We start from the raw sequence: 13,536 nt of genomic DNA, 5'->3' as shown, positions 1-13,536 counted from the left end.
GATTTCTGCCTGTGAGTCTTTTAATATTTATTATGTTTCTAGCCTGCTTAGACTCTTAAAATAAAAAACCTAAGACAAAACAAGTATAAAGTGCCTCAGGCTTCACGGGCATACTCAGAATGCATATTGGGAGTAATTTCACCCCTGTGCATGAGCCAAGTACTAAAAGGGATCGCACTTAGCAAGCGATCCCTCATTAGGACTGGCTTATACTGGAGCAAAGTCCGTATCAGTAGTCAGGATCTGATAGGCGTCGTCAGCAGTGTAAACTGTCACAGAGTAGAATACATCAGCATTCAGACCTTGCGCCTGCAAGTACATTTCTTCTGCAGAACTCAATGCGCTGCTGGAATGCCCAGTAATGCTTCCGTCCAGTGTTAGGTCAATATTGGACAGTACTAAACCAAATCCAACTTCCGATTCAGCATCATTTGCAGCCAGTAAGGTGCTGTCAATAGTGAGTGCAGCTGGCGCAACTTTCCCTGTGCCTTTAACTACTTCAAAGTTTTCAAACGTCACCGTATCCGTGCCGCTCAGTTTTAATACATCGAAACCAGAGCCACCGTCTGCATCACGCCCAGTAACGCCTGCAGCAGGACCGAGTAAACCAGATACATCAACCACATCGTTGCCTGTGCCCGCATCAATATCAAAACGTGTGAACTGAGAGTTTTTTGCATTTGTGATTGAAATGGTGTCGTTTCCCGCACCTGAATTAACCTCAAAGAGGTTGCCCCAGTTGATGCTATTTGAGAATGCAGACACAGCAATATTGTCGTTACCTGTACCTGTGTCGATTTCACCACGCTTTGCATTTGAAACAACAATCGATGAGCCATTGCTGTTTTGGTTATCAATGTCGACATCGACAAAGTTGTTTACGTAAACAATTTGATCATTACCGTCAACTTTCGCTTCTTTGTAACCCGCTTTATTCCAGCTGTCGGAAGAAAGGATCGTGGCGCTCAAAACACCGCTCGTAGACTCTAGGTTTACACCATCTGCAGATACCGAACCCACTCCAGTTAGAGATTGAGTTGCATTCCCTGCAGTAAGACCTGACGCTGAGCCTGTGCCATCTGTATTAGTTGTCCCTACATATGTTGTAGTCATTTCCATGTCTCCAAATTATAAATAACACAAGTTAACTAGCACCAAGATATAAGGCTTATTATGTTTGGTGCCACATTGTTGAAATCATGAAAAATTATATTGAGCTTAACGTCAATTTGACACTGCTCTGACAGACAATAATGACAAAATAGGACTGGAGCATTAGAGTTTCCTAACCTAATATTAAAGGGTTAATTAAATAAGGTGACTTTTCCTAATTTTAGGCATGACAATATTAGTCCAAATTTTTAAGAAATAATGAATAAAAAAGATCAGTACTATTTATTTATTAGTGGTAATAACAAGAAAATGAACAAAAAAACAATTAATTAAATATATATCAATCAGTTATGAACACTAGCACCAAACTAATGAATTAATACTTAATCTCGTTAAGCCTCATCTTCTACTTCTCTTGAGTGGCAAAACAAAATCATACTTAGCACTAGAGCCCATATAAAAGCGTTACTTAATAATACTCCACTTGATGCAGATGCAATAGTTAAACCACCAGTTATCACACCAATTGCCACCGCTAACTGTTGCTCGTAAGTATGAGTTAATGTCTTAGACATGAGCGCAGAAAAAACGCACTTACCTATCCAAACAATAACAACCATACTTCCTGGAATACCAATACCAAGAGCGAGATCCATATATGAGCTATGTGTTGATCTCGCTGCCCAGCCAAATTCCGAGGAATATTGATACATAATTTCTGGTCGGCTAAACACACCGATTCCATACCCAACTAATGGACGCTCAAAAATCAATTCATAGAGGACTTCCCAAAGCCCTGTTCTTCCGGTCAGAGTTGGGTCTCTCCCAAGCAATATCAGAAAGTCGTGTAGAAAGACATTCAATAAAGTCACTAAAAAAATAAGTCCCACTGAGTAAAAAGCCAATAATACTATTTTCTGACGAATCATTGATTTGGCTATTACAAAACGCACGAAGAAAAAAGTGGTCATTACAACGATCATTGTCAGCAATGCCGTTATTGACTGAGACATAATGACCATTAACAAACAACAAAAAAATAAACTCAGCTGTTTAATATCCTTACGTTTTGATTCAAACCACCAACGCTGGAAAAATACAATACTGATAATTGCGAAAAACGAACCTGCACCGTTTTTATGAACAAACAACCCTCTCCAAGAACCCGCATGTATGCCATTCATGATCGCGTGTTGAGGGAAGACGAGTAAATATATGACATTCAACACGACGACCGCTGTAAAAAAGGTGACCAACGTATTGTATAGCACTTCTGGTCCGTAATATCGGTAGTAGAGAAAGACAGGTATCGAAACAACAGCAACCGAGATCATATACCTAAGGGCAAGATTTGAGTTTGGAGAAAATAAAATCGAAAGCAAACTGAACGCAATAATGGCATATGCGAGTAAACTTATCCTCATTTGCGCAAATATTCTTTTTCCTGTAAAGAAAAAGAATACGGCAATGAGACCAAGTTGCGCCATTTGCATGAACTTTTGCGGTGTGTAGCTGATGTTACTCAGTAAGTACTGAGCAGCCGGGTAACCGAAGCCCATGTTAGTAGATCGGATCAGCACCAGATAAAACAGCGCAGTCAGACAGACAAAATTAAACGAATCTCTTCGAATCAGCATACTTAGTTAAGCTCCAAATCTTTAATTTTTAAGCTTATTTCGAGGTGCCAATCCCAGCTTATTAGCTTGTAAATACACAGTTTTAAATATAGCATCCTGACACTATCAACTGTGATTCACAGCGCTTCCTATCTTTATTGACTTCAGTTTGAACTCTACAGATGTGCTGAGAGATCGTTTTTCCTATAGTGTCGGAGTACATTCGTAAACCAACGAAATCGGATTTACCGTAGAAATAATTCTTCTTGCTGAGTTGTTTTTTTGGAGCTGGCAAACGAAGAAAAAATCATCGTCAAAAGTGCACAAACAAAAATACTGTTTAGCTGATTTTTGTATCCACTCAAGTGCCTGGTCAACCATACCTGCAATGAAGTCTATAAATGGAATGGATAACTAATCCAACGGCACTTCATCCTCTACTTCTCTTGAGTGGCAGAACAAAATCATACTCAGAACTAGAACCCATATAAAAGCGTTACTCAGCAACACACCACTTGATGCCGATGCGATAGTTAAACCACCAGCAATCACGCCAATTGCAACCGCTAACTGCTGCTCATAAGTATGAGTCAGTGTCTTAGACATAAGCGCAGAAAACATACTTTTACCAATCCAGATAAATACCGCTATGCTCCCTGGAATACCAATACCAAGAGCGAGGTCTATATATGAACTGTGCGTTGTTTTCGCGGCCCAACCAAACGCCGAGGAGTATTGATACATGATTTCGGGGCGACTAAAAACGCCAATTCCATACCCGAACAATGGTCGTTCAAATATCAACCCAAATAGCACTTCCCAAAGCCCTGTTCTACCTGTCAGAGTCGGGTCTTTCCCAAGTAAGATGAGAATGTCGTACAGAAAGATATTCAATAATGTCACTAAAAAAATAAGACCTACAGAGTAAAAAGTCAGCAATACTATTTTCTGACTAATCAGTGGTTTGGCTATTACAAAACGTACGAAGAAAAAAGTGGTCATCACTATGATCATTGTCAGCAGCGCCGTTATTGACTGAGACATGATAACCATTAATAAACAACACAAAAATAAACTCAGTTGTTTAATATCTTTACGTTTTGATTCAAACCACCAGCGCTGAAAAAATATAATACTGATAACAGCAAAAAATGAACCTGCACCGTTTTTATGAACGAACAATCCTCGCCAAGAACCCGCATGTACACCGTTCATGATCGCGAATTGAGGAAAGACGAATACATATATGACATTCAACACGACGACTGCAGTAAAAAAGGTGACCAATGTATTGTAAAGCGCTTCTGGTCCGTAATATCGGTAGTAAAGAAAGACAGGTATCGAAACAACAGAAATCGAGATCAAGTACCGAAGGGCGGAACTTGAGTTTGGAGAAAACAAAATCGAAAGCAAGCTGAACGCAATAATAGCGTATGCCAGTACACTGATCCTCAGCTGCGCTAATACTCTTTTTCCCGTAAAGAAAAAGAATAAGGCAGTTAAGCCAAGCAGTGCCATTTGCATGAATTTTTGTGGTGTATAGCTTATGTGACCCAGAAGATGCTGGGCTGCTGGGTAACCGAAGCCCATGTTGGTAGATCGTATCAGCACCAGATAAAATAGTGCAGTCAGACAGAAAAAATTAAAAGAGTCTCTTCGAATCAGCATACTTAGTTAAGCTCCAGATCCTTAACCTTAAGGCTTATTTCGGGATACTTATCCCAGCTTGTTGGCTTGTAAATACCCAGTTTAAAGAACGGCACTCTGGCATCATTAAATGTGTTGGGACCGCATGTTTCGCTCAGTAAAGCTTCATTTAAGTAGGTTTTGAGGCACTCGTTGTTAGAAGTAGATAATACACCTTCTATTCTAAACTGATTCCATACATTAGCTGCGTAGCTCACACCTTCGAAAAGCGTCCGAGAACGAATAGAATTACCATTTGCAGCACAGGAACCACGTTTGGTGCTAGATATCTTTTTCTGATCCCAGCGATTATACATTCTGAGTTTTCCGTTTTTAGTTTCTAATGCCATGATTGGGCAACGCCAGCTTTCTCCTTTGTCAGGGAAGGAATGAATTTGAAAATAGCTGTGCCACTGATTGGAATACTGGTAAGTATCGTTAACCAAAAAGCGAAAGCTCAAGGAGAAGGGTTTGTCTCGCTCAAGCCCTTTTTGAACTGCAATTTCACAGCGCTTCCTGCCTTTTTTAGGCTTCAGCTTGAACTCTACAGACGTGCTGAGCGATCCTTTGTCCCATAATTCTGGATGACACTCGTAAACGAATGAAACCGGATTTTCTGTAGAAATAAATTCTTCTTGTTGAAGTGTTTTTTTTGGACTGGCTGACGAAGAAAAAGTCATCGTCAAAAGTGCACAAACGAAAAATACTGCTGAGTATCGCTTCCTGCTGACTAACATATTATCCACTCAATTTCACAATCATAGCTCGGGTCAAGAAAGTGACGTTCCCAATAACATATCGATTGAACAAGCGCTTCGGCTCTCTCATTAACCGGTAAGCCCACTCTAAGCTGAGTTTTTGCACCCATTCAGGTGCTCTTTCAACCTTACCAGCTATGAAGTCCACAATGGCTCCACCGTTGATGGTCGATATGTTTGGATACGTCTCGCATATCATTTTAGACACAGCTTCTTGCTTAGGCATCCCCATTGCCATCACCACCAAATCAACCTCGTGATCGACAAGATGTTGAACATATGCACTGGGTTCCTTAAAGCCGTCAAGAACGGTCACTATTTGTACATTCTGAGTTTCAAGTTTTTGTCTGGCAACCGTCAGTTCTTTGTTTGTTGAACCAAACAATGCCACTTTTTTTCCCTGATACACCTGAGTAAGCAATACAGGAATGAGATCGGTGCCATTGAGGTTGTATCCAGGTTCCTTATCCAGCATTTTGAAAAGGAGCTTTACACCAATTCCATCTCGTAAAACCAGATCGCTCGCCATGATGGAATCGACAAAGCCCGAATTTCTGCATCCGAGATTAAAAGCATGGGCATTTAGGAATGCGATATTGAGCCGCTTTCCTTCTTCAAGATACTGACGACAATATTGAACAACCCGATCGGTTGATTCAAATACGGTAATTTTTGAAACGAACTGACGAAATTCCAATTTCATTAAACTGCTGCCTTAATGTAGTTGAGCGCTTCTTTTGCTCGTACTGCCCAAGTGTTTTGTTTTGCAAACGCTTTTCTTTTTTCTCTTGTTGATGGAGTATCAGATTCAATTGCCTTGCCTATTGAATCAACAAACTCATCATCCGTTTCGACAACGTGGACCAGTCGTTTACCTTCCTTGTCAAAGTCACATTGGCTAGAGACAGACGGAATGCCAGCAGCGCAATATTCATATAACTTCAAAGGGTTACGGTACTGATTGAAAGGAGACATTCGGTAGGGACATATTCCGACTTTAAATGTGGACATAAAATTGGGTAATTGTTCGTAAGGAACTAGCCCTGTCAGCGTTAAATTCGAATATTTGTGAGAAAGAGCCGTAATGGCGTCGTTTCCAACCTTTCCAACCATCATTATGGTCATGTCAGGATAACGCTCGCAAACCTGTTCAATTAGACGCTCATCGGTCGACTGATCGATAGAACCTACAAAACCAATAACGTTTTCTGAGACAGAATCTCTGTCGAACGCATTCACCCATTCACTGCCCACAGCGTTAGGTAAATACTGTACGTTTGAATGTGAAGTCAGCTTAGAAAGCTTCTCGACCAGTTGATGGCTGGTTGCGAAACATGCGGCACTGTTTGTAACACATGCTTTCAATGTTTTCTGGTAAGAAGGATAATGAGAAAACGGGTACTCTTTATCGTCATCGTAATTGTCATAATGAGTATAAGCGTACGGTATCCCAACCCCTTTCAGATATAAGTATTGGTCCGGCTTGTAAAACCAGAGACAACTCACTTTGCTCCCACAACGCTTTCCAGCTTTTATTACTTGCCACTTGATCGGCAACGTCACTGCAAGCCAGCGGACAAATGCATTACTCATTGTCCAACTAATAGGAAGTAAAGTAAGCAAAGGCAGAACCTGTACATTGCCAAACTTTTCCGGAACCTTGTAGCTAGTGTCTGCCTTTAAAAACCATTTTGGTCTTTTGAAATAAAGCAGAGGTGTGTCTTTATTGTCCAACTCCTCACTTATCGCCTTGATAAAAGGACGTCGATGAAATTTTAGGTACTGATCACTGATTGAAAAAATCGCGATACTCATGAGTAGAAACCTGCCACTATGCCATCACTGACGAATATCCCTTTATAAAAGCCCAACATCCAAGTAAAACCACAAAAATACATGACAGGACATAAGATGAGCAGCATCAATGGGCTGAAGGCATACTTGAGATTACGAAAGTTAATTCGAGTAATTTTTACCATCATCATCAAAGGTAAAAGCAGTGCAAGTAGCCACTTGTTCATACCGCCATCCTCCTTCTGATATCGAAGGAAGAACAAATTGTTTCCAGTGATGTAGATTTTTTTGACGACTTTATTGAAGGGAGAATCCTGAATCTGGTAGCCAATCACATCAGGGAAAAAATGCAGAGTATGACCTATACGCACCAATTTTTCCGTCAATTCGGTATCTTCCATACGTGAGATATCAGTGAACCCGCCCACTTCATCAAATAGAGCTTTCTCGATAATCATGAATGCCGAGCTCAAATTCGCTCGCTCTGTAGGCGTGCGAGAAGACTGAGATTCATGATTAAAGTAATAATGCTCAATATAAGAGGTCAGTGTTACCGCCCCTTTTTTATCCAGATCCAGTGCTCCACCAAATATCTTCACACCATCTGTGATATGTTTCTCAACATCTTGAAGCGCCTGTCCATCTAGTACAACATCAGCATCGACAAATACAAGATAATCACCGTTTGCAGATTTAGCCCCTATGTTACGACCACCACCGGGGTGAAAACGTTTTTCTTCTTTAAGCAAACGAACAAACGGATACTGAGCACAAATCTGGTCGACTGCAATCCCTGGTGAACAATCTACGACCAATACCTCTGCATCGACCTCATCCAACTGTTTAGCCAATGCAGACAGGTTACGTCCTAAGTTATCTTGAGAGAGGTAAGACGGAATAATTATGGAAAGTTTCACTGATGTATCCCTACTAAATTTCGTTAACTTTGCTGCAGCACATTCTTATAAATGTTCTCGAGTGCTGCGCACTGTTTACCTAGGTTATGAGTCTGGTGAACAAACTCCACGGCATTATTACTGTATCGGTCCCAACGCTCGTGGTCATAAGACAGATTAACAATCGCATCGGCCAACTCGTCAACGTTTTCTTCACTGACCACGGTGCCAGTCTCACCATCAATAATGGCTTCAGGCATTCCGCCAGTATTGAATACCACTGCTGGCGTACCAACAGCCTGTGCTTCCACAATAGTTAGGGCGAGCGCCTCTTCCTGCCCATTGGGCATTCTGACACTTGGTTGCACATACACACTTGCTCTTTGCATCCAGTGCTTTACCTGCTCTGGTGTTTGCCGACCTGTAAACTCAACCTGAACGCCTCTGGATTTAGCCAGTTCTTCAAGATGGGCTTTTTCTTCGCCATCTCCGACCAGCACCAGCTTATTATCAGGGGCAAGTTTTTGGACTTTGGACATGGCTTCAATCAAGAATCGGTGTCCTTTTATTGGAATCATCCGACCCACACACAAAATAACTTTCTCACGTTTAATATTTTTAGAAGGCACAAAAATTTCAGTATCTATACCAATATAATGACGTATGATTTTGTCTTCAGGGAACCCAAGACGAATCATTCGTTCTTTAATAGAGTCTGAAACAGCAATAAACTGAGTCGCCCTGTCAGCTAATTCAAATCGTTTATCCATATACCGCAAGTGCAGCCGCCCATGCTTTTCCAATGAAGGGTGTTCGATCACATCAAAACCGTGAAAAGTCACAACTAGTGGGGTACTTAATTTTTCGGCAATAGATAAGGCTGTCAATCCATTGGGACCAAAATGAGCATGAATCAATTCGGGTTCAAGCTTTCTCATTCTTCTTAGTAGGTTGGGAAGCACAAGGCCCAATTTAAACAATTTATCCGTTACCGCCCCTAACACACCGGATTGAACAATATGAGTTCGATCACTAGGTAGTGAAAGTCCCTGAGCAACTTTATCGCTGCCTACATACTGAGCTTTGAAATGCTTTAATGCTTCTCCCTGTGCCCTGATAAACGTTTCTGAGTACGCAAGAAGATGATTTGAAAAAATAATGACGTTGTTCATACTATTTCTACTTTATCTGTTCAAAAATGGCCCGCGAAAAGTTGCGATGCTCATGGTTAACGGTCTGCAGCTATACCATCACTTACGAATATGCCTTTATAAAAACCCAGCATCCAGGCAAAACCACAAAAATACATGACGGGGCATAACACGATTAGCATGAATGGGCTAAACGCATACTTGAGATTACGAATATTAATTCGAGTAATTTTTGCCAACATCATCAAAGGTAGTAGCAGTGCCAGTAACCATTTGTTCATGCCTCCTTCTTTTGACTGATAACGCAGGAAGAACAGGTTGTTACCTGTTATGTAGATTTTTTTAATGACCTTTTTGAAGGGGGAATCCTGAATCTGGTAGCCAATGATGTCTGGGAAGAAATGTAATGTATGACCCATACGTGCCAGTCTTTCGGTTAACTCAGTGTCCTGCATACGTGGAATATCACTAAACCCACCTACTTCATCAAACAGAGCTTTCTCGACAATCATAAGCGCCGAGCTTAAGTTCGCGCGCTCAGTAGGCGTGCGAGAAGATTGGGATTCATGATTAAAATAATAATGCTCAATATAAGAGGTTAGCGTTACATCCCCTTTTTTATCGAGATCCAGTGCGCCACCAAATATTTTCGCTCCATCTGAAGCGTGTTTTGCGACGTTTTGAAGCGCCTGTTCATCTAGGACAACATCAGCATCGGCAAAAATAAGATAATCACCGTTTGCTGATTTAGCCCCAATATTGCGCCCCCCACCAGGGTTAAAACGCTTTTCTTCTTTGAGCAAACGGACAAACGGGTACTGAACACAAATCTGGTCGACTTCATCTCCAGGAGAACAGTCGACGACCAATACCTCTGCATCGACCTTATCCATCTGCTTAGCCAAAGCCGACAGGTTGCGCCCCAAGTTATCTTGAGATTGGTAGGATGGAATAATTACGGAAAGTTTCACTGACGTATCCCTACTAAATTTTGTTAATTCTGCTGCAGCACATTCTGGTAAATACTCTCAAGTGCTACACACTGTTTATCTAAGTTATGAGTCTGACGTACAAACTCAATGGCATTTTTACTGTATCGGTCCCAACGCTCATGGTCATAAGACAGGTTCAAAATCGCATCGGCTAACTCGTCACTGTTCTCTTGGTTAACCACGGTTCCTGTCTCACCATCAATAATGGCCTCAGGCATTCCACCAGTATTGAAAACCACAGCGGGCGTCCCCACCGCTTGTGCTTCCACAATAGCTAAGGCAAGCGCTTCTTCCTCTCCATCTGGCATTCTGATGCTAGGTTGCACATACACGCTTGCTCTCTGCATCCATTGCTTAACCTGCTCTGGTGTTTGCCGACCAGTAAACTCAACTCGAATACCTTTGGATTGAGCCAGTTCTTCAAGTTGCACTTTTTCTTCGCCATCTCCAACCAGCACTAGCTTATAGTCAGGGGCAAGTTTTTGAACTTTAGACATGGCTTTAACTAAAAATCGTTGCCCTTTGTAGGCAGTCATGCGCCCAACGCAAAGAATGATCTTTTCTCGGTGAGTCGATTCATCTGGTGAAAAAAAATGAGTATCGATACCAATGTAATGCTGAATGATCTTACTTTCAGGAAACCCGAGCTTTACCATTCTGTCTTTTACCCACTTCGATACGGCAATAAACTGAGCCACGTTCTCTGCAAGTCTCGATCTACGATCCATATACCAGATATGCAAGCGCCCATGCTTTTCCATCGTTGGAGATTCAATAACATCATGGCCATGAAAAGTCACAACAAGGGGGGCACCTAGCTTCTCTGCAAGCGATAGTGCAGTCATTCCATTTGGACCAAAATGAGCATGAATCAATTCAGGTTTGAGCTTTCTCATTCTTCTGAGAAAGTTAGGATGCACGAAACCCAATTTAAACAAATTGTCCGCCAGAGTTCCCAGCATGCCAGTTCGAACGAGATGAGTACGATCACTAGGAAGTGAAAGTCCTTTTTCAACTTGATCACTCCCTACATACTGAGCCTTGAAGTGCTTTAATGCTTCTCCCTGTGATCTGATAAACGTTTCTGAGTAAGCAAGAAGATGGTTTGAAAAAATAATGACGTTATTCATATCATTTCAACTTTATCTATTCAGAAATTGGCGGAAATCCTGCTGCCAGGAGGGATACACTAATTTCATGCAAACCACATAGCTCGCCGCACCGATCAAACAGGAGGCTGCAAAAATTATCGCTAATGACGATTCAATAAACTGCCCTGAGATTACAACAGCAAACGTCATTCCAAGTGAAGCCAACCAAGCAGCGGAAACGGGTTTAATCTGGTAAAACCAGCTAAGCCCGAATATTTTGTAGTAGCCTTTCATACTAAACGGCATCGTTACGAAAACACGTAAAAGCATGCCAAATGCGGCTGCCATCGCACCGTAGGTAGCACCAAGTAATGCGGTAGTAGCTAACGCTACAAATGTAGCAACTACATCCGAAATCAAAGCTGTACTCGGTTTTGCTACCGCAGTAAATGATACTGGAACATAGATCCGGGCAAGGCTAATCACGGCGACTATGGCAAAGATCTGAGTAGGTAAAATCGCATCTAACCACTTATCGCCGAACAGCCAGGGAACAAACGTTGGAACCACTAAGGCCAACCCAACAAACAATGGCGTAACTATCATGGCAGTGAATTTTGTGGATGCCAAGAACAGTTGACGCAGCTCTTCTTTTTCGTTTTGTCGACGTGAAAATACAGGCAACGCATAACTGAGCAACCCACTTGCAATAGCACTACGTGGCATTTCAACCATACGCCATGCAAATCCAAACAGACCGACTGCCGCTGTCCCTGATGTCACTCCGAGCAAAATTGGAATACCTCGAATTGAAGCGTCCCAACTTAAGCGTCGAACGCACAGCATCCAACCAACAGAACCTAGCTCAAAAAAGGCTTTGCGCTGAAAGCTCAGTCCGATTCTGTGGTTGGAAACCAGAAGTAGATAAGCCAGACCGACAATTTCAATCATCACTGAGTGGGCAACCACAGCGACACTGTCAAATCCATACAAGGCTAAACCAACTCCTGAAGCAGCTCCAGCTAAGCGAGATAACATTGAACGTTTTGCCAATGTATCAAATCGCCCTGTACGACGAAGTATCGCTACATAAAGCGATGCCATGCTGACTAAGATGATGTGGAGTAGCGAAAATACAATTAGACCAAAGAGTTCTGTGTCTAAAGCAAGCAACCAGCAGACTACCAATATCGAAAAACTTAGGACAACACTTAAGCTAATGCCTCCCCAAAACGCGGTATCAAAGTGCACCGACTGCGGATCTTTATGCTGAACCAGCGCATCTTCAAACAGATTGCCAAAAATGTACGCCGCCCCCTGACCAATAGACAGTGCAAGCACCGCCATACCAAATACTGAAGGGGTCAGAATCTTTGCATAAATGAAAAACGTGGCGATTGAGACAATTGTCATGCCAAACTTTTCAAATGCAATCCACAGCAATTTGATTACACGACTATTCATTTGCAGCTTTCTTTGAGTCTTCTGCGTAGGTCTCATCGAGCTTTAATCCAAGCCAGCACGTAGCATAACGTCGCAATTTGCCGTAGCTGTTATCTCTCATAACAACATCGTTACCAACTAAAAGAGAAAGAATCATCCCATGAAGGCGATCTGTATCAACAACGCTATAAGATGTAAATTTCTCTACACCCCGCTGAATCAAGTTGTTGCTATACCACTTCCAGAACGCATCCAGCCCCAAATTCAAATGAAGTTTGTTTTCATACCTAGCAAGCCTTCTGGCGATATTGTAGCAACGTTCATCAAAGGGTTGGAAAAGGTCATCCCAATCAAATCTTTCGCCATCTTCGCCGGTATCTGTTGCTTCAATATCGCGCCTTCTCAGACTTAGTGTTCCTTCAGAAGTGCGGACAATACCTTTCCAACGATCAGACATTGCAAACGCCATATCAGGCAACAGTTTCAGATGATCACTATCAAACGCTTCACTCATCACCTCGAATGAGTGCTCATCTCGGACAAACATATAAAGGTTGTTATGAGACTTAAACAGTGGAACCTTTTGAGTTAACTGAGAAGGATCTTGATAATGAACAGACTGCGGCATGATCAGAATCGTGTTTTCCGGAAACGACTCGATTACACGCTCGCGTAACGACTGATGATGCGGGTATAAATCACCGAAATTACCACCGCCATGAAGCACAAGAACCGTCTCTTTAGGAATTTTCTTACTGAACAAGCGTTCTTGGTTACGTTCAGATATGCGTGCAGTGATATTTACGTCCAATGCTCTAAAAAGCGCTTCAGTGCCCTCAGCAATCAAAAGATCACCAACATTAAGGTGAACTGGGTAATCGATAAAAATTGCGTCTTTGTTCTCTAGATGTGGTCGAAAGTTTTCAACCAACGTTTTTTTCAACGAAGCTAGAATTTGTTCGTTGAATTCAATGATAGGGGCTGATTGTTCCACGA

At 41.9% G+C, this 13,536-nt stretch carries 12 protein-coding genes; all 12 read right to left on the bottom strand.

Annotation, left to right across the window (positions count from 1 at the left end):
- Positions 1–207: 207 nt before the first annotated feature.
- Positions 208–1,113 carry a hypothetical protein gene (locus VPNCDNU1_RS24720; protein WP_104402836.1) on the bottom strand — a complete coding sequence of 302 codons (906 nt, stop codon included), beginning with the start codon at positions 1,111–1,113 and terminating at the stop codon, positions 208–210.
- A gap of 392 nt (positions 1,114–1,505) precedes the next feature.
- On the bottom strand, positions 1,506–2,750 hold the full coding sequence (locus VPNCDNU1_RS24715; RefSeq protein ID WP_104402835.1) for an O-antigen ligase family protein: 1,245 nt from the start codon (positions 2,748–2,750) through the stop codon (positions 1,506–1,508).
- Positions 2,751–3,143: 393 nt separating this feature from the next.
- Entirely contained in the window at positions 3,144–4,397 is a 1,254-nt protein-coding gene (locus VPNCDNU1_RS24710; RefSeq protein ID WP_104402834.1) for an O-antigen ligase family protein, read from the bottom strand.
- Between the two features lie 2 nt (positions 4,398–4,399).
- Complete coding sequence (locus VPNCDNU1_RS24705) at positions 4,400–5,152, bottom strand: heparin lyase I family protein (protein WP_104402833.1); 753 nt, start codon at positions 5,150–5,152, stop codon at positions 4,400–4,402.
- Between the two features lies 1 nt (position 5,153).
- Positions 5,154–5,876 carry a WecB/TagA/CpsF family glycosyltransferase gene (locus tag VPNCDNU1_RS24700; protein ID WP_104402832.1) on the bottom strand — a complete coding sequence of 241 codons (723 nt, stop codon included), beginning with the start codon at positions 5,874–5,876 and terminating at the stop codon, positions 5,154–5,156.
- A complete protein-coding gene (locus tag VPNCDNU1_RS24695; RefSeq protein ID WP_104402831.1) occupies positions 5,876–6,988 on the bottom strand; it encodes a glycosyltransferase in 1,113 nt (370 codons plus the stop codon). The genes VPNCDNU1_RS24700 and VPNCDNU1_RS24695 overlap by 1 nt, the downstream gene beginning before the upstream one ends.
- A complete protein-coding gene (locus VPNCDNU1_RS24690; RefSeq protein WP_104402830.1) occupies positions 6,985–7,884 on the bottom strand; it encodes a glycosyltransferase family 2 protein in 900 nt (299 codons plus the stop codon). The genes VPNCDNU1_RS24695 and VPNCDNU1_RS24690 overlap by 4 nt, the downstream gene beginning before the upstream one ends.
- Positions 7,885–7,907: 23 nt before the next feature.
- Entirely contained in the window at positions 7,908–9,035 is a 1,128-nt protein-coding gene (locus VPNCDNU1_RS24685) for a glycosyltransferase (protein ID WP_104402829.1), read from the bottom strand.
- Between the two features lie 56 nt (positions 9,036–9,091).
- Positions 9,092–9,985 carry a glycosyltransferase family 2 protein gene (locus VPNCDNU1_RS24680; RefSeq protein ID WP_104402828.1) on the bottom strand — a complete coding sequence of 298 codons (894 nt, stop codon included), beginning with the start codon at positions 9,983–9,985 and terminating at the stop codon, positions 9,092–9,094.
- 23 nt (positions 9,986–10,008) lie between these two features.
- Positions 10,009–11,136, bottom strand: coding sequence for a glycosyltransferase (locus tag VPNCDNU1_RS24675; protein ID WP_104402827.1), 1,128 nt, complete (start codon positions 11,134–11,136; stop codon positions 10,009–10,011).
- A 12-nt stretch (positions 11,137–11,148) separates the two neighbouring features.
- Positions 11,149–12,561 (bottom strand): oligosaccharide flippase family protein, encoded by a 1,413-nt coding sequence (locus VPNCDNU1_RS24670; RefSeq protein WP_167404886.1) that lies wholly within the window; start codon positions 12,559–12,561, stop codon positions 11,149–11,151.
- The gene (locus VPNCDNU1_RS24665; RefSeq protein ID WP_167404885.1) at positions 12,554–13,534 is read right to left on the bottom strand and encodes a polysaccharide pyruvyl transferase family protein; all 981 of its coding nucleotides are present in this window, start codon (positions 13,532–13,534) and stop codon (positions 12,554–12,556) included. Before VPNCDNU1_RS24665 ends, VPNCDNU1_RS24670 begins: the two co-directional genes overlap by 8 nt.
- Positions 13,535–13,536: the final 2 nt, after the last annotated feature.

The organism is Vibrio penaeicida (assembly GCF_002933855.1).
Taxonomy (GTDB): Bacteria; Pseudomonadota; Gammaproteobacteria; order Enterobacterales; family Vibrionaceae; genus Vibrio; species Vibrio penaeicida_A.
The sequence above is the reverse complement of the archived record's forward strand: the minus strand, read 5'-3'. Positions and strand labels throughout refer to the sequence as shown.

Excerpts from the sequence above, each read along its gene's own strand:
- VPNCDNU1_RS24715 (WP_104402835.1), bottom strand. The coding sequence starts at position 2,750 with ATGCTGATTCGAAGAGATTCGTTTAATTTTGTCTGTCTGACTGCGCTG.
- VPNCDNU1_RS24720 (WP_104402836.1), bottom strand. The coding sequence starts at position 1,113 with ATGACTACAACATATGTAGGGACAACTAATACAGATGGCACAGGCTCA.
- VPNCDNU1_RS24710 (WP_104402834.1), bottom strand. The coding sequence starts at position 4,397 with ATGCTGATTCGAAGAGACTCTTTTAATTTTTTCTGTCTGACTGCACTA.
- VPNCDNU1_RS24685 (WP_104402829.1), bottom strand. The coding sequence starts at position 9,035 with ATGAACAACGTCATTATTTTTTCAAATCATCTTCTTGCGTACTCAGAA.
- VPNCDNU1_RS24695 (WP_104402831.1), bottom strand. The coding sequence starts at position 6,988 with ATGAGTATCGCGATTTTTTCAATCAGTGATCAGTACCTAAAATTTCAT.
- VPNCDNU1_RS24705 (WP_104402833.1), bottom strand. The coding sequence starts at position 5,152 with ATGTTAGTCAGCAGGAAGCGATACTCAGCAGTATTTTTCGTTTGTGCA.
- VPNCDNU1_RS24675 (WP_104402827.1), bottom strand. The coding sequence starts at position 11,136 with ATGAATAACGTCATTATTTTTTCAAACCATCTTCTTGCTTACTCAGAA.
- VPNCDNU1_RS24700 (WP_104402832.1), bottom strand. The coding sequence starts at position 5,876 with ATGAAATTGGAATTTCGTCAGTTCGTTTCAAAAATTACCGTATTTGAA.
- VPNCDNU1_RS24670 (WP_167404886.1), bottom strand. The coding sequence starts at position 12,561 with ATGAATAGTCGTGTAATCAAATTGCTGTGGATTGCATTTGAAAAGTTT.